Annotated in this window: 28 protein-coding genes; 24 read left to right on the forward strand and 4 right to left on the reverse strand. The window is 62.9% G+C overall.

Annotation, left to right across the window (positions count from 1 at the left end):
* Positions 1-4 precede the first annotated feature (4 nt).
* Positions 5-1,468: a protein adenylyltransferase SelO gene (selO, locus tag AC1RR7_RS12600; protein WP_493157574.1), complete on the forward strand. Its 1,464-nt coding sequence runs from the start codon at positions 5-7 to the stop codon at positions 1,466-1,468.
* Between the two features lie 81 nt (positions 1,469-1,549).
* Entirely contained in the window at positions 1,550-1,984 is a 435-nt protein-coding gene (trxC, locus tag AC1RR7_RS12605) for a thioredoxin TrxC (RefSeq protein ID WP_064592954.1), read from the forward strand.
* Positions 1,985-2,028: 44 nt separating this feature from the next.
* On the opposite strand, the gene AC1RR7_RS12610 is transcribed toward trxC, so the two are convergent.
* Positions 2,029-2,799 (reverse strand): ParA family protein, encoded by a 771-nt coding sequence (locus tag AC1RR7_RS12610; protein ID WP_096819891.1) that lies wholly within the window; start codon positions 2,797-2,799, stop codon positions 2,029-2,031.
* A 370-nt stretch (positions 2,800-3,169) separates the two neighbouring features.
* Here AC1RR7_RS12610 and AC1RR7_RS12615 point away from each other — a divergent pair, with 370 nt between their 5' ends.
* From AC1RR7_RS12615 to AC1RR7_RS12715, 21 genes are read left to right on the forward strand one after another with little or no spacing between them, the layout of a single operon-like run.
* Positions 3,170-3,895 carry a beta-ketoacyl synthase chain length factor gene (locus AC1RR7_RS12615; protein WP_493157576.1) on the forward strand — a complete coding sequence of 242 codons (726 nt, stop codon included), beginning with the start codon at positions 3,170-3,172 and terminating at the stop codon, positions 3,893-3,895.
* Positions 3,871-4,680 carry a lysophospholipid acyltransferase family protein gene (locus AC1RR7_RS12620; protein WP_096819893.1) on the forward strand — a complete coding sequence of 270 codons (810 nt, stop codon included), beginning with the start codon at positions 3,871-3,873 and terminating at the stop codon, positions 4,678-4,680. Before AC1RR7_RS12615 ends, AC1RR7_RS12620 begins: the two co-directional genes overlap by 25 nt.
* Complete coding sequence (locus AC1RR7_RS12625) at positions 4,661-4,921, forward strand: phosphopantetheine-binding protein (RefSeq protein WP_085711082.1); 261 nt, start codon at positions 4,661-4,663, stop codon at positions 4,919-4,921. Before AC1RR7_RS12620 ends, AC1RR7_RS12625 begins: the two co-directional genes overlap by 20 nt.
* 9 nt (positions 4,922-4,930) lie before the next feature.
* Entirely contained in the window at positions 4,931-5,185 is a 255-nt protein-coding gene (locus AC1RR7_RS12630; protein ID WP_007909503.1) for an acyl carrier protein, read from the forward strand.
* Positions 5,182-5,727 (forward strand): COG4648 family protein, encoded by a 546-nt coding sequence (locus AC1RR7_RS12635; RefSeq protein WP_096819894.1) that lies wholly within the window; start codon positions 5,182-5,184, stop codon positions 5,725-5,727. Before AC1RR7_RS12630 ends, AC1RR7_RS12635 begins: the two co-directional genes overlap by 4 nt.
* A complete protein-coding gene (locus tag AC1RR7_RS12640; RefSeq protein ID WP_493157578.1) occupies positions 5,724-7,403 on the forward strand; it encodes an ApeI family dehydratase in 1,680 nt (559 codons plus the stop codon). Before AC1RR7_RS12635 ends, AC1RR7_RS12640 begins: the two co-directional genes overlap by 4 nt.
* Positions 7,396-8,130, forward strand: coding sequence for a glycosyltransferase family 2 protein (locus tag AC1RR7_RS12645; RefSeq protein ID WP_493157580.1), 735 nt, complete (start codon positions 7,396-7,398; stop codon positions 8,128-8,130). The genes AC1RR7_RS12640 and AC1RR7_RS12645 overlap by 8 nt, the downstream gene beginning before the upstream one ends.
* Positions 8,127-9,074 (forward strand): lysophospholipid acyltransferase family protein, encoded by a 948-nt coding sequence (locus AC1RR7_RS12650; protein ID WP_493091262.1) that lies wholly within the window; start codon positions 8,127-8,129, stop codon positions 9,072-9,074. The genes AC1RR7_RS12645 and AC1RR7_RS12650 overlap by 4 nt, the downstream gene beginning before the upstream one ends.
* Complete coding sequence (locus AC1RR7_RS12655; protein ID WP_493157582.1) at positions 9,055-10,599, forward strand: HAL/PAL/TAL family ammonia-lyase; 1,545 nt, start codon at positions 9,055-9,057, stop codon at positions 10,597-10,599. The genes AC1RR7_RS12650 and AC1RR7_RS12655 overlap by 20 nt, the downstream gene beginning before the upstream one ends.
* Positions 10,592-11,017 (forward strand): acyl-CoA thioesterase, encoded by a 426-nt coding sequence (locus tag AC1RR7_RS12660; protein ID WP_011332100.1) that lies wholly within the window; start codon positions 10,592-10,594, stop codon positions 11,015-11,017. The genes AC1RR7_RS12655 and AC1RR7_RS12660 overlap by 8 nt, the downstream gene beginning before the upstream one ends.
* Positions 11,014-11,616 carry an outer membrane lipoprotein carrier protein LolA gene (locus AC1RR7_RS12665; protein ID WP_493157584.1) on the forward strand — a complete coding sequence of 201 codons (603 nt, stop codon included), beginning with the start codon at positions 11,014-11,016 and terminating at the stop codon, positions 11,614-11,616. Before AC1RR7_RS12660 ends, AC1RR7_RS12665 begins: the two co-directional genes overlap by 4 nt.
* On the forward strand, positions 11,600-13,939 hold the full coding sequence (locus AC1RR7_RS12670; protein ID WP_493157587.1) for an MMPL family transporter: 2,340 nt from the start codon (positions 11,600-11,602) through the stop codon (positions 13,937-13,939). The genes AC1RR7_RS12665 and AC1RR7_RS12670 overlap by 17 nt, the downstream gene beginning before the upstream one ends.
* On the forward strand, positions 13,936-15,096 hold the full coding sequence (locus AC1RR7_RS12675; RefSeq protein ID WP_493157589.1) for a cation:proton antiporter: 1,161 nt from the start codon (positions 13,936-13,938) through the stop codon (positions 15,094-15,096). Before AC1RR7_RS12670 ends, AC1RR7_RS12675 begins: the two co-directional genes overlap by 4 nt.
* On the forward strand, positions 15,083-16,330 hold the full coding sequence (locus AC1RR7_RS12680; RefSeq protein ID WP_493157591.1) for an NAD(P)/FAD-dependent oxidoreductase: 1,248 nt from the start codon (positions 15,083-15,085) through the stop codon (positions 16,328-16,330). The genes AC1RR7_RS12675 and AC1RR7_RS12680 overlap by 14 nt, the downstream gene beginning before the upstream one ends.
* A complete protein-coding gene (locus AC1RR7_RS12685; protein WP_493157593.1) occupies positions 16,327-17,052 on the forward strand; it encodes a class I SAM-dependent methyltransferase in 726 nt (241 codons plus the stop codon). The genes AC1RR7_RS12680 and AC1RR7_RS12685 overlap by 4 nt, the downstream gene beginning before the upstream one ends.
* Positions 17,052-17,534 (forward strand): hypothetical protein, encoded by a 483-nt coding sequence (locus tag AC1RR7_RS12690; RefSeq protein WP_096819905.1) that lies wholly within the window; start codon positions 17,052-17,054, stop codon positions 17,532-17,534. Before AC1RR7_RS12685 ends, AC1RR7_RS12690 begins: the two co-directional genes overlap by 1 nt.
* Positions 17,531-18,727, forward strand: coding sequence for a beta-ketoacyl-[acyl-carrier-protein] synthase family protein (locus tag AC1RR7_RS12695; protein WP_493157595.1), 1,197 nt, complete (start codon positions 17,531-17,533; stop codon positions 18,725-18,727). The genes AC1RR7_RS12690 and AC1RR7_RS12695 overlap by 4 nt, the downstream gene beginning before the upstream one ends.
* On the forward strand, positions 18,724-19,188 hold the full coding sequence (locus AC1RR7_RS12700; protein WP_493157597.1) for a hotdog family protein: 465 nt from the start codon (positions 18,724-18,726) through the stop codon (positions 19,186-19,188). Before AC1RR7_RS12695 ends, AC1RR7_RS12700 begins: the two co-directional genes overlap by 4 nt.
* Positions 19,181-19,909, forward strand: coding sequence for a 3-oxoacyl-ACP reductase FabG (gene fabG / locus AC1RR7_RS12705; protein WP_192559579.1), 729 nt, complete (start codon positions 19,181-19,183; stop codon positions 19,907-19,909). Before AC1RR7_RS12700 ends, fabG begins: the two co-directional genes overlap by 8 nt.
* A complete protein-coding gene (locus AC1RR7_RS12710) occupies positions 19,909-21,144 on the forward strand; it encodes a beta-ketoacyl-ACP synthase (RefSeq protein ID WP_493157599.1) in 1,236 nt (411 codons plus the stop codon). Before fabG ends, AC1RR7_RS12710 begins: the two co-directional genes overlap by 1 nt.
* Before the next feature lie 20 nt (positions 21,145-21,164).
* On the forward strand, positions 21,165-21,608 hold the full coding sequence (locus tag AC1RR7_RS12715) for an excinuclease (protein WP_493157601.1): 444 nt from the start codon (positions 21,165-21,167) through the stop codon (positions 21,606-21,608).
* A gap of 48 nt (positions 21,609-21,656) precedes the next feature.
* Here the strand turns inward: AC1RR7_RS12715 and AC1RR7_RS12720 are convergent, their stop codons facing one another.
* Positions 21,657-21,944, reverse strand: coding sequence for an addiction module antidote protein (locus AC1RR7_RS12720; protein ID WP_011332089.1), 288 nt, complete (start codon positions 21,942-21,944; stop codon positions 21,657-21,659).
* The gene (locus AC1RR7_RS12725; RefSeq protein WP_102620197.1) at positions 21,941-22,246 is read right to left on the reverse strand and encodes a type II toxin-antitoxin system RelE/ParE family toxin; all 306 of its coding nucleotides are present in this window, start codon (positions 22,244-22,246) and stop codon (positions 21,941-21,943) included. Before AC1RR7_RS12725 ends, AC1RR7_RS12720 begins: the two co-directional genes overlap by 4 nt.
* A 118-nt stretch (positions 22,247-22,364) precedes the next feature.
* Between AC1RR7_RS12725 and AC1RR7_RS12730 the strand changes: the two genes are divergently transcribed.
* Positions 22,365-22,802, forward strand: a complete 438-nt coding sequence (locus tag AC1RR7_RS12730; RefSeq protein WP_096819910.1) for an excinuclease — start codon at positions 22,365-22,367, stop codon at positions 22,800-22,802.
* On the opposite strand, the gene AC1RR7_RS12735 is transcribed toward AC1RR7_RS12730, so the two are convergent.
* A complete protein-coding gene (locus AC1RR7_RS12735; RefSeq protein WP_493157603.1) occupies positions 22,803-23,699 on the reverse strand; it encodes a LysR family transcriptional regulator in 897 nt (298 codons plus the stop codon). It abuts the gene before it with no gap.
* Positions 23,700-23,812 lie beyond the last annotated feature (113 nt).

The raw sequence follows: 23,812 nt of genomic DNA on the forward strand, positions 1-23,812 counted from the left end.
GCCCTTGAAAGCCCTCGACGAACTGACCTTCGACAACCGCTTCGCCCGCCTGGGCGACGCGTTCTCGGCCCATGTGCTGCCTGAACCAATCGACAACCCGCGACTGGTGGTCGCCAGCCCGGCGGCCCTGGCGCTGCTGGATCTGGATCCGGCGACGGCCGACACTCAGGAATTCGCTGAACTGTTCGGCGGCCACAAGTTGTGGGCCGATGCCGAGCCGCGGGCGATGGTCTATTCCGGGCATCAATTCGGCGGCTATACCCCGCAACTGGGCGATGGTCGCGGTCTGCTGCTGGGCGAGGTCTACAACGCGGCCGGCGAGCATTGGGACTTGCACCTCAAGGGCGCCGGGCAGACGCCGTTTTCGCGCATGGGCGACGGTCGTGCGGTGCTGCGTTCGTCGATTCGTGAGTTTCTCGCGTCCGAAGCGCTGTATGCGCTGAACATCCCGTCCTCACGCGCCGCGTGCGTGATCGGTTCCGACACCCCGGTGTGGCGCGAGAAACAGGAACGCGCCGCGATGGTCCTGCGCCTAGCGCCGAGCCACGTGCGTTTCGGCCACTTCGAATATTTCTATTACACCAAGCGTCCCGAGCAGCAGAAACTGCTCGGCGAACACGTGCTGGCGATGCACTTCCCCGAATGCCTGGAACAGCCGGAACCGTATCTGGCGATGTTCCGCGAAATTGTCGAGCGCAACGCCGAACTGATCGCCAAGTGGCAGGCCTACGGTTTCTGCCACGGGGTGATGAACACCGACAACATGTCGATCCTCGGCATCACCTTCGACTTCGGCCCGTTCGCCTTCCTCGACGACTTCGACGCGAACTTCATCTGCAACCACTCCGATGATCAGGGCCGCTACTCGTTCAGCAATCAGGTGCCCGTCGGCCAGTGGAACCTCAGCGCCCTGGCCCAGGCCCTGACGCCGTTCATCAGCGTCGAAGCCCTGCGCGAAACCCTTGGCCTGTACCTGCCGCTGTTCCAGGCCCATTACCTCGACCTGATGCGCCGCCGTCTGGGCTTCACCACCGCCGAGGACGAAGACCAGCAACTGCTGGAGCAACTGCTGCAATTGATGCAGAACAGCGGTGTCGACTACACCTTGTTCTTCCGTCGTCTGGGTGAGGAGTCTGCGGATCAGGCTGTCGCTCGTTTACGCGATGACTTCGTCGATATCCGAGGCTTCGATGCCTGGGGCGAGCGTTACGTCGACCGTGTCGCGCGCGATGGTGCTATTGACCAGGAACAGCGCCGCGCGCGGATGCACGCGGTGAATCCGCTGTACATCCTGCGCAATTACCTGGCGCAGAAGGCGATTGATGCGGCGGAACAGGGTGATTATTCAGAAGTGCGACGCTTGCATGCCGTGTTGAGCAATCCATTCGAGGAACAGCCTGGAATGGAGAGCTATGCCGAGCGACCGCCGGAGTGGGGCAAGCACTTGGAGATCAGTTGTTCGTCCTGAGCGGGAACGACTGAACCTTGATAATCGATCCGTACGGCTCCAGATCAGTCGTACGATCCCGTTTTGTTCATTGAGCCAATCATGACTGACCCACTCCTCATCCCCTGCCCCTCCTGCAACGGCCTCAACCGCATTCCCGCCGAGCGCCTCAACGACCACCCGAAATGCGGACGCTGCAAGTCAGAGGTGCTGTTGAACAAGCCGTTCGAACTCAAGCAAGGCGACTACGCCAGCCAGATCAAAGGCGATCTGCCGTTGCTGGTGGACGTGTGGGCGGACTGGTGCGGGCCGTGCAAGTCGTTTGCACCGGTGTTCGAGCAAGCCGCTGCGCAATTGGCAGGCAAGTGCCGGCTGGCCAAGCTGGACAGCGAGGCCAATCAGCAGTTGTCGGCGCAGTTGGGGATCCGCTCGATTCCGAGCCTGATTCTGTTCAGGAACGGTCGTGAGGTGGCGCGGCAAAGCGGGGCGTTTCCGCTGCCGCAACTGATGGCGTGGCTGCGCAGCCAGGGCATCTAAAACGACACCCTCCAATGTGGGAGCTTGCTCCCACATGGTTTTTTTCAGGCGTCTTCGAGCAGGTTGTGCAGTTCGACGAACTGCTGGGTCAACTTGTGTCGCGGGTCGAGATGGATCAGCGGCGTGCTGGCCTGATGCGATTCGCGCATGCGCACTGAGCTGGCAAGGTAAACCGGCAGCACCGGCAAACCCTCAGCGATCAATTCATCGAGAATCTGCTGCGGCAGGCTGGCCCGGGCCTGGAACTGGTTGACCACGATGCCTTCGACTTCCAGGCCTTCGTTATGGTCGTCCTTCAACTCTTCGATCTCCGACATCAGCCCGTACAGGGCCTGACGGGAAAAGCTATCGCAATCGAAGGGAATCAACACCCGATCAGCAGCAATCAGCGCCGAAACCGCATAGAAATTCAGGGCCGGCGGCGTATCGAGGTAGATGCGATCGTAGTCCTCGCTCAACTCATCGAGCAACTTCCGCAGTTTGTTGATCTTGTGCTTGGCCTCGAGCTTGGGCTGCAAGTCGGCCAGTTCCGCCGTGGCGGTGATGATGTGCAGGTTGTCGAACGGGGTTTCGTAGATATCCGCTTTGTTCTTCTTGGAGAACGGACCCGAAGACAGGGTCTGTTTGAAGAAGTCGGCGATGCCCATCGGAATGTCGTCACCGGTGAGCCCGGTCAGATACTGAGTGGAGTTGGCCTGGGCATCGAGGTCCACCAACAGCGTGCGATAACCCTCGCTGGCGCTGACCGCCGCCAGATTGCAGGCGATGCTGGATTTGCCCACGCCACCTTTCTGATTGAACACCACGCGCCGCATGACAAAACCTCCGTGTATCAAAGAATGACCGAGTGTAGTGGTGCCCGGCCCCGCTTCGCTACCTTCACGGACACGGACTACAGGGTCAGGCGCAAATATCTCAATGGGCACGGCGCAAATGCCGCCATTGACCGCCGATATGCCCGACAGACAATCCCGTCGCAATCCGGATAATGGCCAAGTGACATTTTTTGCCATGTACCCTTCGGTCCATTTCAGCGCGCAAAATGTAACCAGCATTTGCTACACACTCGTCGCACCGGGATAATGCGCGCCACCCGGCGCCAAGCGCCACGCCACTTTCGGCAAGGTCAGCACCTCTGTGGCTTTGGCAGAACCGCGTCAAAAACAGCCCGCAGGGGCGGGATGAATGTCCGTGATCAACTTCAACATCGCCCAATGGCGCGCCTGGGCTCCCGGGCTCGACAGTGTGGACGCCTGGCAAGCCTGGAGCCGACAGCCGGTCGTGCTCCCGAGCAGCGATGCCGCGCCCGATGTGTCGTTCCTTCCCGCCATGCAGCGCCGCCGTCTCAGTCGCCTGGCACGGATGGCCTTCAGTGTCGGCTGGCCACTGGCCGACGGTCGGGAAAACCTGCCGCTGGTCTTCGTGTCCCGCCACGGTGAAACCCCGCGTACGTTCGACATCCTCAGCGACCTGGCCAACGAACAACCGCTGTCACCGACCCAGTTCAGCCTCTCCGTGCACAACGCGATCATCGGCCTGTGGTCGATCATGCGCGGCGAAACCAGCGAGATGACCGCCCTCGCCGCCGCCGGCGACGGCCTCGAACACGGCATGCTGGAAGCCGCCGCCCTGCTGGACGAAGGCGCTCCAGCGGTACTGTTGGTGATCACCGAAGAACAACCGCCCGCCGCCTATTCGGCCTGGATCGATGACGTGCCGTTTCCGTATGCGGTGGGCTTGCTGCTGACCCCCGGTACCGACTGGCGGCTGACCCTGAACAGCGCCCCCGAAGCACTGTCCAAAGCGCAATGGCCCCACGCGCTGAATCTGCTGCAAACCCTGCTCGGCCAGCAAACCCTTTGCCAACATGCCTGGAAAAATCGTGTATGGACCTGGCAACGCAACCCGTAACCGAAAAAAACCGCGACGCCTACTACTGGCGTCTGCTGGCCACCGCCATCAGCTTCGCCCTGTTCGGGCTGGGCGGGCTGTGCCTGCGCCTGCTGGTGTTTCCGCTGCTGGGCTGCCTGCCGGGCGATGCGAAGACCCATCGGGAGCGGGCGCGGCAGACCGTCAGTCGGCTGTTCTGGTTTTTCGTCCGGTTCATGGCCCGCACCGGGGTGCTGACCTACGACATCCAGGGTGCCGAACGCCTTGGCCGTCCGGGGCAGATGATCATCGCCAACCACCCGTCGCTGATCGACGTGGTGTTCCTGATCGGTCTGGTGCGCCACGCCAATTGCGTGGTGAAGAAAAGCCTGTGGGAAAACCCTTTCACCCGTGGCCCGCTGCGCAGCACCGAATACATCAGCAACGACGGCAGCATGGACATGCTCGATGCCGCCGCCGATGCGCTGCGAGACGGGCAGACCCTGATCATTTTCCCGGAGGGCACCCGCACCCAGCCCGGACAGGCACCGGCCTTCCATCGGGGCGCGGCGGCCATCGCACTGCGGGGTGCGAAAATTCTCACCCCGGTGATCATCAAGGTCAGCCCGACTACGCTGACCAAGGCCGAGCCGTGGTATCGCATCCCCTGCCGCCGTGTTCACTTCAGTTTTCGCGTCGGGGCCGATATAGACCCACAGACCTTTGCCGCACAAGGCCCTGCACCGCAGGCCTCGCGCAAGCTCAACGACTTTCTGCACCATTTTTTTATCAAGGAGCTCGCCGAAGATGAGCGATCTGCACCGTGAGATAAAACTGCTGATCATCGACGCCCTGGGCCTCGAAGACATCAGCGTCGACGATATTGGCGACGACCAGACGCTGTTTGGCGAAGGCCTGGGCCTGGATTCGGTCGACGCCCTGGAACTTGGCCTGGCCATCCAGAAAAAGTACGGCATCAAGATCGATGCCGACGCCAAGGACACCCGCAACCATTTCACCAACGTGGCGAGCCTTGCGGCGTTCGTCACGGCAAAACAGGCAGCTTGAGACCGGACCATGCAAACTCGTGACGACATTTTCAACACCCTGCGCGATGCCCTGGTCGAGCTGTTCGAACTGGACCCGGCCCGTGTGAGCCTGGAATCGAACCTGTATCAGGACCTGGAAATCGACAGCATCGACGCGGTCGACCTGATCGACCACATCAAGCGTCAGACCGGCAAGAAAATCGCCGCCGAGGAATTCAAGTCGGTGCGCACCGTCGGCGACGTGGTCGAGGCGGTCTACCGTCTGGTTCAACCGGCCGCATGAGCCGACTGATCGGCCTCGGCCTGCTGCTGGCGGGCCTGTTGTACCCCTTTGCGGTGTATTTCGGCATGGAGCACTTTGCTCCGTGGCAGTTCGGCCTGCTGCTGGGCAGCCTGTGGCTGGCCCGTGCGCTGACCGGCGAGCGCAAGCCCGGCAGCCTGTGGATGGCCTGCGTGGCGATCGTGTTCTGCCTGCTGCTGGCGCTGTTCGACAGCCCGCTGTTACTGCGCTGGTACCCGGTGCTGATCAGCGGCTTCATGTTGATGCTGTTCAGCCTGAGCCTGAAATACGGCCCGCCGATGGTCGAGCGCCTGGCGCGCTTGCGTGAACCGCAGCTGCCACCCGAAGCGATCCGCTACACCCGCCAGGTCACCGTGGCCTGGAGCGTGTTCTTTTTCTGTAACGGCTTGTGCGCGGCCCTGCTGACCCTTTGGGCGCCGCTGCACTGGTGGATGTTGTACACCGGCCTGATCTCCTACGGATTGATCGGCCTGATGTTTGCCATTGAATGGCTGATACGACAACGGGTAAGAGGTCGCCCATGAACTGGATAAAACTTGAGCAACTGTTGCTCAAGGATCTGCCGCAGCGCGCCATCACCGTCGCGCCGGCACTCGATCACGCACACCTGCGCGAACAGGCCCTGAGCCTGGCTGCCGGCCTGCAAGCCAAAGGTGTGCAGCGAATGGCCGTGCACCTGGAAGATGCCGCAGAACTGGCCGTCGCCCTGCTCGGTGCCTGGCGCGCCGGCGTCAGCGTATTGCTGCCTTCGGATCTGCAAGCACAGACTCGCCAGCGCTGGTCGCATGAAGTCGACCTGTGGCTGACCGATCACGCGGACGACGCGCACCTGAGCGATTGGCAGCACACCGCACTGACCGGCGCCGAACTGGATCTCGACCAGTGCCGCCTGAGCCTGTGCACCTCCGGCTCCAGCGGCGAACCCAAGCGCATCGACAAATCCCTGCGGCAACTGGCCAACGAAGTCGAAGCCCTCGAGCAACTGTGGGGCGTGGATCTCGGTGAGGCCTGCATCATCGGCAGCGTCGCCACCCAACACATTTACGGTCTGCTGTTCCGTGTGCTGTGGCCGCTGTGTGCCGGACGCCCGTTTCTGCGCAAGCAACTGGCCTTTCCCGAAGACATGCAGCGCGCCAGTCGCGAGCACCCGGCCTTCGCCTGGGTCGCCAGCCCGGCGCTGCTCAAGCGCATGGGCGACAACCTCGACTGGCCGGCCCTGAGCGCCGTGCGCCGGGTGTTTTCCTCCGGTGGTGCGTTGCCGGCGGATGCCGCGCAAAGCCTGCACCAGCGTTTGCAACAGTGGCCGACGGAAATCCTCGGCAGCTCGGAGACCGGCGGTATCGCCTGGCGTCAGGGCGAGTCGCTGTGGCAGCCGTTCGCCGGGGTCGAGCTGAGCCAGGACGGCGACGGCGCGTTGCTGATCGCCTCGCCGTATTTGCCCTCCGGACATATCGAACACACCGCCGATGCCGCGCGCATCGAGGCCGATGGTCGTTTCGAACTGCTGGGGCGACTGGACCGGATCGTCAAACTGGAAGAAAAGCGTATCTCCCTGCCGATGCTGGAGCAGGCCTTGGTCGCCCACGACTGGGTCGCCGAAGCGCGACTCGGTGTGGTGCAGGAAAACCGTGCGTCTCTCGGTGCCTTGCTGGTGCTCAGCGAATCCGGTCTGTTTGCCCTGCGCGAACACGGCCGGCGCAGCCTCACCGAAACCCTGCGCCGTCACCTCGGCGAGCATTGCGAAGCCCTCGCCCTGCCCCGGCGCTGGCGCTTGCTGCGACAACTGCCGCTGAACACTCAAGGCAAGTTGCCTCAGGCTGACGTCGAAGCCTTGCTGCTGGCACCGCGTCCGAAGGCACCGGAAGTTCTGGAGCAGACCGAAACCGAGGGCGAATGGAGCCTGCAACTGAGCGTGCCGCCGGATCTTGCCTACTTCAGCGGTCACTTCCCCAAGGCCCCGGTATTGCCCGGTGTGGTGCAGGTCGAATGGGCGTTGAACCTCGGTCGGCACCTGTTAAACCTGTCCGGTGCATTCGCCGGGATGGAAGTGCTGAAGTTCCAGCAACTGGTGCGCCCCGGCGATGAAATCCAGTTGCACCTGCGCTTCGACGCCGAACGCGGCAAGCTGTATTTCGCCTATCGCAACGACACCGCGACCTGCTCCAGCGGCCGGATTCTGCTGGGGGCTGGCGATGCATAACCCTTGCGCGGTCATCCCGGTCTACAACCACGAAACCGCGATCACCACGGTGGTCGAGGCCCTGCTCGCCCAAGGCTTGCCGTGCATTCTGGTGGACGACGCCAGCAGCAAATCCTGCGCAGCCGTGCTGGATGTTCTGGCCGAATGCGAGCGGGTGTATCTGGTGCGACTCACCACCAATCAGGGCAAGGGCGGTGCGGTGATGACCGGACTGCGTGAAGCCGCGCGACTGGGTTTCACTCATGCCTTGCAGGTCGATGCCGACGGTCAGCACGACTTGCAGGACGTCAGCCGCTTCGTCGAAGAATCCCGCGCCCATCCGCGTGCGCTGATCTGCGGTTATCCGCTCTATGACGCCAGCGTGCCCAAGGGGCGCCTGTACGCCCGTTACCTCACTCACGTGATGGTGTGGATCAACAGCCTGTCGCTGCAGATCCGTGATTCGATGTGCGGTTTCCGTGTCTATCCGCTGGAGCCGACACTGGCACTGATCGACTCGGCGCGGATCGGCAAGCGCATGGATTTCGACTCGGACATCCTCGTGCGCCTGTCATGGCGCAACCAGCCAATGCGCTGGCTGCAAACCAGCGTGCACTACCCGCTGGACGGCGTGTCGCACTTTAGGATGTTCCACGACAACGTGTTGATTTCGAGCATGCACACGCGCCTGTTCTTCGGCATGTTGCTGCGCTCGCCCGCCATCCTCTGGCGACGGTGGCGCGCATGACGGTCGAGACCGACAAGAAGCACTGGGCCGACCGCGAAGAGCGCGGCAGCTTTCTGCTGATGAAATTTACCGCGTTCGCCGCCAAGGTTCTTGGCCGACGCCTGCTGAGCCCGTTGCTGTACGGCATCGTCCTGTACTTTTTCCTGTTCGGCCGCACAGCCCGGCGCAGTGCCTGGCAGTATCAGCAACGCCTCGCCGACTGGAGCGGCCGACACGAATTGCGCCCAAGCCTGTGGCGGGTGTTCGGCCAGTTCATGGCGTTCGCCGATTCGCTGCTCGACAAGCTCGACGTGTGGAACCGCAAGCTGCGCATCGAGCAGATCGAAATCATCGACCCGGCGCTGTTGCGCGATCAGTTGCGCGGCAGTCGCGGGCAAATGCTGGTGGGCGCGCATCTGGGCAACCTCGAAGTGTGCCGGGCGCTGGCGGAGATCGGCGAAAAGGTCACCATGAACGTTCTGGTGCACACCAAGCACGCCGAACAATTCAATCGCTTGCTGGGCGAGGCCGGGGCGACCAATCTGCGACTGATCCAGGTCAGCGAGCTGGACCCGGTGATCATGCTGCAACTGCACGAACGCCTGGAGCGCGGCGAATGGCTGGCGATTGCCGGCGACCGTGTACCGCTGCACGGCGGGCGCAGCGTAACCGTGGACTTCCTCGGCCATCCGGCGCGATTTCCGCAAGGCCCGTGGCTGCTGGCCGGCTTGCTGAAATGCCCAGTCAATCTGCTGATGTGCCTCAAGCAACCTGACGGACACTATCGCCTGACCCTCGAACCGTTCGCCGATGCCGTGACGTGGACGCGCCGCGAGCGCGAACAGGTCATTCATCAGTGGGCGACCCGCTATGCCGAACGCCTGAGTCACTATTGCCTCGAAGCCCCCAAGCAATGGTTCAACTTTTACCCTTTCTGGAAGACCGATGACGACGCCAACCCATGAGCCGGTAACCTTCGGCGAACGCCCTTTGCGCATCGAAGACGTGCTGGCCCTGGCCAACCGTCAGGCGCCCGTGCAGTTGCAGAGCGACGCCTACTACCGCGAACGCATCGCCAAAGGCGCGCGCTTCCTCGATTCGCTGCTGGACAAGGAAGGCGTGATCTACGGCGTGACCACCGGTTACGGCGACTCCTGCGTGGTCGCGGTGCCGCTGCATCACGTCGAGGCGCTGCCGCGTCATCTTTACACCTTCCACGGCTGCGGACTGGGCAAACTGCTCGACGCCCAGGCCACCCGCGCGGTGCTGGCGGCGCGTTTGCAGTCGCTGTGCCACGGCGTGTCCGGGGTGCGCATCGAACTGCTGGAACGTCTGCATGCCTTCCTCGAACACGACATCCTGCCGCTGATCCCCGAAGAGGGTTCGGTGGGCGCCAGCGGCGATCTGACGCCGCTGTCCTACGTCGCCGCGACCCTGTCCGGCGAGCGTGAAGTGATGTTCCGTGGCGAACGCCGCCAGTCCGCCGATGTGCATCGCGAACTCGGCTGGACGCCACTGGTGCTGCGCCCGAAAGAAGCGCTGGCACTGATGAACGGCACCGCCGTGATGACCGGTCTTGCCTGCCTGGCCTATGCCCGCGCCGATTACCTGCTGCAACTGGCCACCCGCATCACCGCGTTGAACGTGGTGGCGCTGCAAGGCAATCCGGAGCACTTCGACGAGCGCCTGTTCGCCGCCAAGCCACATCCGGGTCAGATGCAGGTTGCCGCGTGGCTGCGCAAGGATCTGGCGATCGACGCGCCGACCGCGCCGCTGCATCGCCTGCAGGATCGCTACTCGCTGCGTTGCGCTCCGCATGTGCTCGGCGTGCTGGCCGACAGCCTGAACTGGCTGCGCTCGTTCATCGAGACCGAACTCAACAGCGCCAACGACAACCCGATCATCGACGCCGAAGCCGAGCGCGTGCTGCACGGCGGGCACTTCTACGGCGGGCATATCGCGTTCGCCATGGACAGCCTGAAAAACCTCGTGGCCAACGTCGCCGACCTGCTCGACCGACAACTCGCGCTGCTGGTGGACGAGCGTTACAACCACGGTTTGCCGAGCAACCTGTCCGGCGCCAGCGCGGATCGGGCGATGCTCAACCACGGCTTCAAGGCTGTGCAGATCGGCGCCAGCGCCTGGACTGCCGAAGCGTTGAAAAACACCATGCCGGCCAGCGTCTTCTCGCGCTCCACCGAATGCCACAACCAGGACAAGGTGAGCATGGGCACCATCGCCGCCCGCGACGCCATTCGTGTGCTGGAGCTGACCGAACAGGTCGCCGCCGCCACGCTGCTCGCGGCCAATCAGGGCGTGTGGCTGCGCAGCCGTGATGAGGACGCGCGACCACTGCCGCCGTCGCTGGCCGCCATGCACGAGCAACTGGCCCAGGACTTCCCGCCGGTGATCGAAGACCGCGCTCTGGAAGGCGAACTGCGCCTGTGCCTGCAACGCATCGCCGAACAACACTGGAGGCTGCATGCGTAGCGCCGGAGTGCTTCACGCCGATACGGAAATCCTCGTGCCGTTCTTTGACGTCGACACCATGCACGTCGTCTGGCACGGCCATTACGTGAAATACCTGGAAGTGGCGCGCTGCGCGTTGCTCGACAAGATCGGCCACAACTACAACCAGATGGTCGACTCGGGCTACGCCTGGCCGGTGATCGACCTGCAATTGCGCTACGTGCGCGGCGCGGTGTTCGGTCAGCGGCTGAACGTGCGCGCCAGCCTGGTGGAATGGGAAAACCGCCTGAAGATTCACTACCTGATCACCGACGCCCAGACCGGCGAACGCCTGACCCGCGCAAGCTCGGTGCAGGTCGCCGTCGAGGTGAGCAGCCGCGAGATGCAACTGGCGTCGCCGAAGGTCTTCACCGATGCCGTGGAAAGGATGCTGCGATGAATGTGTTTCTGAAATCCCTCGGGGCCATGGCGTTGCTGGGGCTGTCGTCGCTGGCCAACGCCTTCGACCTGCAACAGTTGAGCGATCAACTGGCGAAACCGGACGTGATCCACGGCCTGTTCATCCAGGAAAAGCACCTGCGCGCCCTGCCCCAGCCGCTGATCAGCAAGGGCAGCTTTGTCCTCGCCAAAAACCACGGCCTGCTCTGGCTGCTGAAGTCCCCGCTGCAGCAGGACTACCGCATCAGCGCCAAAGGCATTGCCCGTCGTGACCTCAACGGTTGGCAACTGTTGCCCGGCAAGAGCGCCGGCGCCGAACAGAACCGTTTGTTCCTCGCCGTGCTGCAAGGCGACAGCAGCGGCCTGCAACGGGATTTCGAACTGGCCCTGAACGGCGACGCACAAAAGTGGCAACTGACGCTCACCCCGCGTTCGGTGCTGCTCAAGCAAGTGTTCAACCAGATCAATATCACCGGCGGCACACTGGTGAGTACCATCGAACTGCTGGAAACCCAGGGCGACAGCACTGTGCTGCGCATGCAGGACAGCACCGCCGGCCAACCGTTGAGCGACGCGGAGCAACATGACTTTGCCGAGTGAACGCAGGCTGCCCTGGCTGTTCCTGATCCTGCTGCTGGCCGTCGTCGCACTGGGCGCCTGGCAGTGGCGCAACGGCGCACCGCTGTCGGCGAACCTGATGGAGCTGGTGCCCGGCACCCACCCGGACGCCGTCGAACAGCGCGCCGAACAACGCATGCAGGAACCGCTCAATCGGGAAATGCTGGTGCTGGTCGGGCACACCGATCGCCAGCAAGCCGTGGCCATGGCCCAGACTTTGGGCGAGCAATGGCAGGCCAGCGGACTGTTCGAAAAAGTGCAGTGGAACCTGCAGGCCGATCTGCCCGCATTGCGCACGCAATTGCTGCAAGGGCGACTGGCGATGCTCTCGGCCGATGATCGACAGTTGCTGATCGAACACCCGGACGCCTTCATCCAGCAACGGGTGCAGGCGCTGTTCGATCCGTTCACCGGTTTCAGTCTGGTGCCGAGCCAGGACGACTGGCTGGGCCTGACCGGACGCATCCAGAACAACCAGCCGCAGCACGGCGCGGTACAACTGGACATCGGCAGCGGCGCGCTGATTGCCGATGCCGACGGCAAGAGCTGGGTACTGTTGCGCGCGCGCACCACCGGCAACGCCTTCGACATGAACCTGCCGCTGCAAGTCGCCGCGCTGCTGCAACACAGCCGCGAGCAAGCGGCGAAATCCGATGTGCAACTGCTGGCCGCCAGCGGATTGCTCTACGCGGCCAATGGTCAACAACAAGCCTCGCGGGAAATTTCCTGGGTTGGTGGCGGCGCCACCCTCGGCATTCTGTTGTTGCTGTTGCTCGCCTTTCGCCGCTGGCGGGTGTTGCTGGCGTTCATTCCGGTGCTGGTAGGCATGCTGTTCGGCGCGGTGGCTTGCGTGGCGTTGTTCGGGCACCTGCATGTCATGACGCTGGTGCTCGGTTCGAGCCTGATCGGCGTCGCGGTGGATTACCCGCTGCACTATCTGTCCAAGAGCTGGAGCCTCAAACCGTGGCGCAGCTGGCCGGCCTTGCGCCTGACCGTGTCGGGCCTGACCCTGAGCCTGATCACCAGCGCCATCGGCTATCTGGCGCTGGCCTGGACACCGTTCCCGGCCCTGACCCAGATCGCCGTGTTCTCCGCTGCTGGTCTGCTCGGCGCTTACCTGTCCGCGGTGTGCCTGCTGCCGGCGCTGTTGAGCAACGTCGAGTTGCGCCCGGCGCAGTGGCCGCTGCGTCTGGCCGAGCGCATGGTCAGTCTTCGGGAAACGCTGCTGGAACACGTGCGCACACCGATTCTGGCGGCACTGCTGATCGCGTTCTGCGCCGGCGGCCTGGTGCAACTGCAAAGCAAGAACGACATCCGCCAATGGGTCGGCGCGCCGCAGCACCTGACCGATGAGGCGCAGACCATCGCCCGCATCACCGGTTATCAGCCGACCAGCCAGTTCTTCCTTGTGCGCGCAGAAAACCAGCAGCAACTGCTGGAACGCCAGGCAGCCCTGAGCGAGCGGCTGGATCAACTGGTCAACCTCGACAAGTTGCAGGGTTATCTGGCGCTCAACCAATTGGTCAGCCCGCCGAGCCAGCAGCAACAGGTTCGCGAAGCGCTGAACAAATTGCCGCAGTTCTGGCAGCCGCTGCTTGAAGTCGGCGTACCACTGGCAGCGTTACAAACCGAACTGACGCAATTGCAGGCCCTGCCCGCTGAAGACATCGACGCCGCACTCGTCGGCCCGCTCGGCGAGCCCTACCGCACCTTGTGGCTCGGTCCGACCGAGGAAGGTGTGGCCGCGATGGTCAGCCTGCAAGGCCTGAACAATCCGGCGCTGCTGCGGGTGCAGGCACTGGATTTGCCCGGCGTGGAGCTGGTGGATCGCCTCGGTGACTTGAACCGGGTGTTTGCCGAAACCCAGATCAGCGCCGCCGAACTGAAACTCGCTTCCTGCGTGCTGATCGTGCTGGTGCTGATCCTGCCGTTCGGTCTCGGTGGCGCGTTGCGCATTGTTTCCCTGCCACTGCTCGCGGCGCTGTGCAGCCTGGCCAGCCTCGGCTGGCTCGGTCAGCCGCTGACCCTGTTCAGCCTGTTCGGCCTGCTGCTGGTGACGGCGATCAGCGTCGATTACGCGATTCTCATGCGCGAGCAGGTTGGCGGCGCGGCCGTGAGCCTGCTCGGCACTTTGTTGGCGGCGCTGACGACCTGGCTGTCGTTCGGCCTGCTGGCGGTGTCGAGTACGCCGGCGGTGAGCAACTTCGGGTTGTCGGTGAGCCTGGGGCTGGCGTTCAGTTTCATGCTGGCGCCGTGGGCCGGGCGTCATGCCCATGCGGTGACAGTCGCGGAGCCGGCAGCATGATGATCGTGATTTTCTGGCTGATGGCGCTGGCGTTGTTCGCCGTGGCCACCCGTGTCGGTCGATATTTCGGATTGATTCCGATCGTCAGCCAGTTGCTGCTGGCCAGTTTCGTGCTGCCGCTGTTGATGTACGTCTGGATCGAACCGGGCTGGCAGCTCAGCGGTGCCGAACTGATTGCGCCGAGCTGGCTGAAAAATCTCTACAGTCTGAGTTTCGCGCTGTTGCTCGGGCACATTCTCAGCGACGTGATCGACCTGCGCCTGGATCGCCAGAGCGTGAAAATTGCCCTGCCGAGTTTTGCCGTGCCGTTCGCCTGCGGGTTGGCGACGGCGTACTGGCTGCTGCCGGCGCAACCGTGGATCAACTCGCTGGCCATCGGTCTGGTGTTCGCCATCACCGCGATCCCGGTGCTGTACCTGTACCTGCGCCACATTGACTATCCGCCCGCCGCCACCCGGCGTCTGGTACAGACTGCGATCCTGATCGACCTGACCTGCTGGACCCTGTTCGGCCTCGCCCAGGGCAGCCTGCACCTGAGCAGTCTGCTGCTGCCGCTGGGGCTGGCCTGCGTGCCAGTGCTATTGCGCGTGTTCGGTATCCGCCGGCCACTGACTTACAGCCTGGGTTTCTTTGCGCTGTTGGTGCTGGCCGAACACTACAAACTCAATGCGCTGATTTTCGGCATCGGCTATCTGCTGTGCATGGCCGCGCTGAAGGTGCCGTTGGTGCTGCCGCTGCCGGCACGCTGGATGAACCGTTTGCAGACCTGGATCGCGATTCCGCTGATTCTCACCTTCGGCATCGTGCAGATCGATGTGCACAGCGCCCTCGCCAGCCTCGGCCCTGCGCAATGGGCAGCACTGCTGCTGTTGCCGGTCGCCAGCAAAATCGTGGGCAACTGGCTCGGCCTCGGCTGGGCCGGCGCATCGTTCGAAGGCGCCAGCCGCTGGCGCGAAAGTGTGCTGCTGAACATTCGCGGCTTGAGCGAAATCGTCTTCCTCAACTTGCTGTTGCAACAACAACTCATCAGCCCGGCGCTGTACTTTGCGCTGATGCTGATGGGCCTGATCGCGACGCTGCTGCCGGCCTTCATCGGCCTGCACCGGGCGTCACTGAACCCTATTGCCGTACCCAGGAGCTCGCGTGCCAATCGTTGAAATGGAATCCCGTCAGGTCGTGATCATCGGCGCCGGCCCGTCCGGCGCCATCGCCGCCGCGTTGCTCAAGCGCAAGGGCCACGACGTGCTGGTTATCGAGCGCCAGCATTTCCCACGGTTCTCCATCGGCGAAAGCCTGCTCAGCCATTGCCTGGATTTCGTCGAAGAAGCGGGGATGCTTAAAGCGGTGAACGCCGCCGGATTCCAGCGCAAGACCGGCGCGGCATTCGCCTGGGGTGAGCGCTACAGCGCGTTCGATTTCGGCGATACGTTCACCGGCGGCAAACCGACTACCTTCCAGGTACAACGCGCCGACTTCGACAAACTGCTGGCCGATCAAGCGGCGTTGCAAGGCGTGGAAATCCGTTATGGCGACGCCATTGTCAGCGTCGACTTCGAGCGTCCGCATCCGCAACTCGATGTGCGTCGCGAAGACGGCAGCGAATATCGCGTCGAAGCCGATTTCGTTCTCGATGCCAGCGGCTACGGCCGCGTGCTGTCACGCTTGCTGGACCTGGAGGCGCCGTCGAATTTCCCGGTGCGCCAGGCCGTGTTCACCCACGTCGAAGATCACATCGACCACCCGGCCTTCGACCGCGAGAAAATCCTCGTCACCACCCACCCGCAGCATCGCGACATCTGGTTCTGGACGATCCCGTTCAGCAACGGTCGCTGCTCGGTCGGCGTGGTCGCGGCAGCCGAACATTTCGCAGGGCGCGATGCCGACCTCGACGCCTGCCTGCGCGGTTTCATCGCCGAAACCCCGAGTCTGGCCAAGGTACTGAACAACGCCGTGTGGGATACCCCGGCGCGTACCCTCGGCGGTTATGCGGCCAACGTCAAAACCCTGCACGGTCCGGGGTTTGCGCTGCTGGGCAACGCGGCGGAATTTCTCGACCCGGTGTTCTCCTCGGGCGTGACCATCGCCATGCGCTCGGCAAGCATGGCCGCCGGCGTGCTGCACCGGCAGTTGCAGGGCGAAACCGTGGATTGGCAGAGCGAGTTCGCCGAACCGCTCAAGCGCGGCGTCGATACCTTCCGCTGCTATGTCGAGGGCTGGTACGCCGGCACCTTCCAGGACGTGATTTTCCACGAGCAAGGCTCCCCCGAAATCCGTCGCATGATCTGCTCGATCCTCGCCGGCTACGCCTGGGACGAACGCAACCCGTTCGTCAGCGAAGCGCGCCGCCGGCTGAAGACGATTTCCGAACTCTGTGCAAGGGACGACACATGAATTACTTGAGCGACAGCTACGTCGAGGAAACCCGTTTCGGCTTCTGGTTCCTGCGCAGCCACACCTGGCAGCACCATGTGTTGCGCGTGGCGATCAATGATTTGCGCGGCTTGTTCAGTGAAACGCTGCCGGCCAATCCGGTGCTGCTGGATGCAGGCTGCGGTCAGGGAAAATCCTTCGGCCATCTGCGCCAGACCTTCGCGCCACAGCGTTTGATCGGCGTCGATGCCGACCCGCACAGCCTGGAATTGAGCGCTGAGGAAGCGGCGCGCCAGGGCTTCGCCGTCGAGCTGATCGGCAGCGACTGCGCGACATTGAATGTCCCGGATGCGAGCGTCGATCTGCTGTTCTGTCACCAGACCTTCCATCATCTGGTGGAGCAGGAAAAAGCCCTGGCCGAGTTCTACCGGGTGCTCAAGCCGGGCGGTTATCTGCTGTTCGCCGAGTCCACCGAGGCTTACATTGATACATGGGTCATCCGTTGGTTGTTCCGCCATCCGATGCACGTGCAAAAGAGTGCGGCGCAGTATCTGGAGATGATTCGCCAGCAGGGATTCGAGTTCGCCGAGCGGAATGTTTCCTACCCGTATCTATGGTGGAGCCGCTCAAAGGATTTTGGTCTGCTGGAACGTTTTGGCCTGCGCAAACCCAAGCCGTTTGGCCAGCGTGAAGAAACCCTGGTCAACGTCGTGGCGCGCAAACCGCTGGAAGAGGCCGTCTGATGCTGCGTGTTCTGCTGCTCGCCTGCGTCCTGCTGCTGACCGCTTGCGCCAGCCAGGCGCCGCTGCCTGTGGATAACCCTACGCTGCCCTTGCCGCTGCAATTGCACATCGAGCGCCAGCAAGCCGAACAGCGTCAGGACTGGTTGCTGGTGATCCAGCGCGAGGGCCCGGGCATTCGCTGGTCGATGATGGATCCGCTGGGCATCCCCCAGGCCCGTCAGCAACTGATCGACGGACGCTGGCAGGCCGACGGCCTGCTGCCGCCGAATCCGGAAGCCCGGGAGTTGTTCGCCGCGCTACTGTTCGCCCTGACACCGTCCGGCGAACTGTCGCGCAATTACCCCACCGCGCAGCAACACGGCGGGCAACGTTCCTTGCCGGCGCGTTGGGACATCCGTTATGCACAACCGTTGAGCTTCGAATTGAACCTGCCCCAAGGCCCGCAGTATCGGGTTTCTCCTTTAGGTGAATCGACGCCATGACCGCCTACCTCAACGCCCTCGGCGTGATCTGCGCCCTGGGCCGTGACAAGCAAGAAGTCGCCAGTCACCTGTTCGCCGGCGATTGCTCGGGCATGCGCCACGAGTCGGGCTGGGTGCCGGAACGCGAGTTGCCGGTGGCCGCAGTGCACGGTGACCTGGCGCCTGTTCCGCCGCAGATGGCGGCGCACAAGAGCCGCAACAATCAGTTGCTGCTGGAAGCCGCGTTGCAGATTCGCGACGACATCGACGCCGCCATTCAGACCTATGGCCCCGACCGCGTCGGCGTGGTGCTCGGCACCAGCACTTCGGGCATCGACGAGGCCAGCCAGGGTCTGGCGCATTACATTCGCGAACAACAGTTCCCGGCCGATTACGACTATCGGCAACAGGAACTCGGCGCCCCGGCGACGTTCCTCGCCGACTGGCTGCAACTGAGCGGCCCGACCTACGTGATTTCCACCGCGTGCACCTCCAGCGCCCGGGCCCTGATGAGCGCCCGGCGCCTGCTGGATCTAGGGCTGTGCGACGCGGTGCTGTGCGGCGGTGTCGACAGCCTGTGCAAGCTGACCCTCAACGGTTTCTCGTCGCTGGAAGCGGTGTCCGACGAGCGCTGCAATCCGTTCTCGGCCAACCGCAACGGCATCAACATCGGCGAGGCCGCAGTGCTGTTCGTTATGAGCAAACAGCGCGGCGACGGCCCGGCCATTGCCCTGCTGGGCGCTGGCGCCAGCTCCGATGCGCACCATATTTCCGCGCCGGAGCCGTCCGGCCGTGGCGCGTTGCAAGCCATGCAACAGGCGCTGGATCGCGCGCAGCTGCAAGCCACGCAAATCAGTTATCTGAACCTGCACGGCACCGCCACCCAGCACAACGACGCCATGGAAAGCCTGGCCGTTTCCACGCTGTTCCCGCAGGGTGTGGCGTGTTCCTCGACCAAGCCGATGACCGGCCACACCCTCGGTGCTGCCGGCGCACTGGAAGCCGCGTTCTGCTGGCTGAGCCTGAGCGCCGACAACCCCGACCACGCCTTGCCGCCGCACGTCTGGGACGGCCAGGCCGATCCGGACCTGCCAGCGCTGAAGTGGGTGACCGCGAGCGAGCGCCTGGCGTCCATTGCACCCCGCTTCCTGATGAGCAACTCGTTTGCCTTCGGTGGCAATAACGTCAGCCTGATTATCGGAGACGCCCCATGAATGACTGGCCGCTCGCCGAATTGCTGCCCCACGCTGGCGACATGATTCTGATCGACCGGATCCTGAGCTTCGACGACGAGCAGATCCACACCACCCTGACGGTCAAACCCGATGGTTTGTTCAACCTGCCCGACGGCAGCCTGCCGGCGTGGGTCGGCGTCGAGTTGATGGCACAGAGCGTCGCTGCATTCGCTGGCTGCCATGCACGGCAGAAGGGCAATGCGGTGGAGCTGGGCTTTCTGCTCGGCACCCGCAAGTTCGAATGCAATGTCGAGGCGTTTCCGGTCGGTTGTGAACTGACTATCCATGGCATCCGCTCGCTGGAAGACGACAACGGCATGGGCGTGTTCGAATGCCACATCAATGCGCCCGGCATCGAAGCCAGCGCCCGGCTGAACGTGTTCCGCCCGCCGCACGCGGCGCAATATCTTGAACAATTGAAGGAGTCGAACCATGACTGAATTCGTACTGGTCACCGGCTCCAGTCGCGGTATCGGCCGCGCGATTGCCCTGCGTCTGGCCCAGGCTGGCCACGATATCGTCCTGCATTGCCGCAGCGGCGTGGCCGAGGCGCAAGCGGTGAAATCCGAAGTCGAAGCGCTCGGTCGCCATGCGCGCATCCTGCAATTCGACGTCGCCGACCGCGAAACCTGCAAAGCCATCCTCGAAGCCGATGTCGAAGCCCACGGCGCCTATTACGGCGTGGTGCTCAATGCCGGGCTGACCCGCGATGGCGCGTTTCCGGCCCTCAGCGATGACGACTGGGACGTGGTGCTGCGCACCAACCTCGACGGCTTCTACAACGTCCTGCACCCGGTGATGATGCCGATGATCCGCCGCCGCGCCGCCGGTCGCATCGTTTGCATCACCTCGGTCTCGGGGCTGATCGGCAACCGTGGCCAGGTCAACTACAGCGCCTCGAAAGCGGGTGTGATCGGTGCCGCAAAGGCGTTGGCGATCGAACTGGCCAAGCGCAAAATCACGGTGAACTGTGTTGCTCCCGGCCTGATCGATACGGCCATGCTCGATGAAAACGTGCCAGTGGAAGAACTGATGAAAATGATCCCGGCACAACGCATGGGCACGCCGGAAGAAGTGGCCGGTGCGGTGAATTTCCTGATGTCGGCGGAAGCGTCGTACATCACCCGCCAGGTGCTGGCAGTCAACGGAGGCTTGTGCTGATGAAGCGCGTTGTCGTCACCGGCATGGCCGGCATCACCTCGCTGGGCAGCGACTGGGACACCATCGCCGGCAACTTCGCCGCCAACCGCAGCGGTATCCGCCGGATGGACGAGTGGGATCGCTTCAGCGAACTCAACACCCGACTGGCCGGGCCAATCGACGATTTTCTGGTGCCGGCGCACTGGACCCGCAAACAACTGCGCAGCATGGGCCGGGTCTCGCGTCTGGCGGTCGGCGCGGCTGAAAAAGCCTTGGCCGATGCCGGCCTGCTCGGCGACGAAACGATCAAGGACGGCCGTATGGGCGTGGCCTGTGGCTCGTCCACCGGCAGCACCGACGAGATCAAGGCGTTCGGCAACATGCTGCTGAATTCGGTGGCCGAAGGCCTCAACGCCAACTCCTACGTGCGGATGATGCCGCACACCACGGCGGCGAACATCAGCATCTTCTTCGGCCTCACCGGTCGCCTGATCCCGACGTCCAGCGCCTGCACCAGTGGCAGCCAGGGCGTCGGTTATGCCTACGAGGCGATCAAATTCGGTCGTTTGCCGCTGATGCTCGCCGGTGGCGCCGAAGAACTCTGCCCGACCGAAGCCATGGTGTTCGACGCGTTGTACGCCACCAGTTTGAAAAACGATGCGCCGCAAACTTCGCCACGTCCGTATGACAAGGGCCGCGACGGTCTGGTGATCGGCGAAGGCGGCGGCATGCTGGTGCTTGAAGAACTGGAACACGCCCTGGCTCGCGGTGCGCGCATTCACGCCGAAATCGTCGGTTTCGGCAGCAACGCCGACGGCCAGCACACCACTCGTCCCGAGCAAGTCACCATGCGTCGTGCGATGGAGCTGGCACTGGAAGACGCGGGCCTGACGCCTGACGCCATCGGTTACGTGAACGGTCACGGCACGGCCACCGAGCAGGGCGACATCGCCGAAACCCTGGCCACCAGCAGCCTGTTCGGCGAGCGCATGCCGATCAGCTCGCAGAAGAGCTTCCTCGGCCACACCCTGGGTGCCTGCGGTGCGCTGGAGTCCTGGTTCAGCATCGAAATGCTCAACCGCGACTTGTACGTGCACACGCTCAACCTCGACGAAGTCGACCCGCACTGCGGCAAGCTCGATTACCTGCGCGGCGAATTCCGCCAGATGCACCACGATTACGTGATGAACAACAACTTCGCGTTTGGCGGGGTCAACACCTCGCTGATCTTCCGCCGCTGGACGCAACCGAATTAATTCAGGTCAAGGAGACCTCCATGCGTTTGAACAAACTCGCGGCCGCCACCCTGCTGCTCTGCGCCTTGCCCGCCGTCAGCCAGGCCCGTGACACAGCGGTGTACCTGCCGTTCGACAAGGCGGTCGCCGAGGCAACCCGCACCGGCAAGATCGACGGCAGCGTGAAGTTCTATCTGGCGGGCAACGCCCCGGCCGGCAAAGTCACCGTGGTCAGCAGCGGCGCGGTGACCAACAAGAAGACCAACGCCTTCAACAAGTCCGATGAAGTGGCCTGCGAATGGGTCGTGCAGTCAGCCATCATCAGCCTGCACCATGCCGCGAAAAACGCCGGCGCCAACGCCGTGACCAACATCGTCAGCTTCTACAAGAGCAACGAGCGCAAGGATGCGAAGAACTACGAGTGCCACGCGGGCGCGATCATGGCCGGCGTTGCCTTGAAGGGTGATCTGGCGACGGTTCAGTAATCACCAGAAACGACAAAGGGCGCCTTTCGGCGCCCTTTTCAGTTCAGATCATGTGCTGGCATGCAACTTCAGCCCCAGCGCCTTCATGACTTTGAGGATCGTCCCAAACTCAGGATTTACCTCGCCTGACAGTGCGCGATAAAGACTTTCCCTTGATAGCCCAGCATCGCGCGCAACCTGCGTCATGCCACGCGCCCGAGCGATAGTGCCAAGTGCCTTGGCAATAAAAGCCGGGTCGTCACCCGCCTCTTCCATACAGGCGTCCAGATAGTTGGCCATGTCCTCTTCTGTCTTGAGGTACTCGGCTGAGTCCCAACGAGTGAATTGTTCGGTCATGGGTTTTGCTCCTGCCAGGATTCCGCTATGAGCCTGGCTTGCTTGATGTCTCGAGATTGACTGCTCTTGTCTCCACCACAAAGGAGGATGACCAGCTGACGACCTTGCTGCATGAAATAGACCCGATATCCCGGGCCATAGTCAATTCGGGCTTCGCTGATCCCTTCGCCAATGGCTTTGACATCACCGAAATTCCCATCAGCCATGCGATCAATTCGCACCTGAATACGCATCCTGGCGCGACTATCAGCCAGCTTCACAAGCCAGCTCGAGAATGTGGAGCTTCGAAGTATCTCAGTCATGGCTGCAAGTGTAGCCGTTGAGCTACACGCACTCTACATGGACTTCTCTCTGTCCGATATACGGCGTCTACACTCGTCATACCCGTAATTTGCTGCGCGTTACGTCAAGGAGATGACCATGCAAGCAAAAGCCCTGATCGCCGCCGCCCTTTTCAGCCTGCTACCCAGCGCCAGCCATGCCACCAACCTGATGTACATGCCGTTCGAAACCGTGCTGTCGGATGCGATTCGTGCGGGGCGGCTGGATGGCAGTGTGAAGTTCTACCTGATCGGCAATGGACCACTGGGGACTCAACGGATGTTGCAACGCGGGGTGGTCAGCGATCTGAAGACCAACGGCTTCAACAAGAGCGATCACGATTCCTGCGAGTGGGTGTTGCAGTCGAATCTGATTGCGCTGCAGGCCCAGGCCAAGCGCGTCGGAGCCAACGCGGTGACCAATATCGTCAGCTACTACGACCAGCATGTGCGCAAGGATCTGAACACTTACGAATGTCGGGCCGGGGTGTTTGTGACGCGGGTGGCGTTGAAGGGGGATCTGGTGCGGCTGCCCTGATCAACCGGCTTCGACCTTGCGCGTGAGCAGCTCGACGAACGCCTTGGCCATCGGTGATTTCTGATCCTTGCGCTGCACCAGCCACACCGCCGTCACCGCCTCGGAATCCAGCAGCGGCCGATAGACCACGCCATCGATGCGCATCCGCTGATACGAGGCCGGCATGACCGACACGCCCAGGCCCGCCGCCACCAGGCCGATGATCGTCATCGCCTCCCCCGCCTCCTGTGCAAAGTGCGGGCTGAAACCGGCGTCACGGGCCAGGCTGATCAATTGGGAATACAAACCGCTGCCGTAGCTGCGCGGGAAGAACACGAACGGTTCTAGGGCCAGCGCCGAGAGGAACAGCCCCTCTTCAGAGCCCTGCGCCAGCGGATGTTTGGAACTAAGCACGGCCACCAATGGCTCGCGCATCAGCTCAACCACGCTCAGCGAATCCGGCAAACCCAGCGGGCGCATGATGCCGACCTCGATCGATTCGTCCACCAATGCGTCGGCCACCATGGTGCTACTCATCTCCCGCAGATTCAGGTGCACAGCCGGGAAGCGCTGGCGGAAGGAAAATATCGCCTGGGGAATGGTCGAGTTGAACGGCGCCGACGAGGTGAAGCCGATCTTCAGTTCCCCCAGCTCTCCGAGCTGCGCCCGCCGCGCCACGTCCGCCGCTTTGTCGACCTGGGCCAGCACCAACCGCGCCTCTTCCAGAAACAATCGTCCGGCCTCGCTGAGCTCGACCCGACGATTGGTACGCTCGAACAGCCGTGCGCCGACTTCCTGCTCCAGCGCCTGAATCTGCTGGCTCAGCGGTGGCTGGGAGATGCCCAGCACCTGTGCGGCGCGGCCGAAGTGCAGTTCTTCGGCGACGGCGATGAAGTAGCGCAAGTGACGCAATTCCATGGAAACCCCATTAGGTCGTGAAAGCTATCAAACAGGTCGAACAATATATTGGATAGAAACATTAGCCAGCTATATGATTTTTTCATTGCCTGCTGCCCGCGCCCTCCGAGGTC

It is taken from the genome of Pseudomonas sp. GW821-FHT11G12, assembly GCF_058808055.1.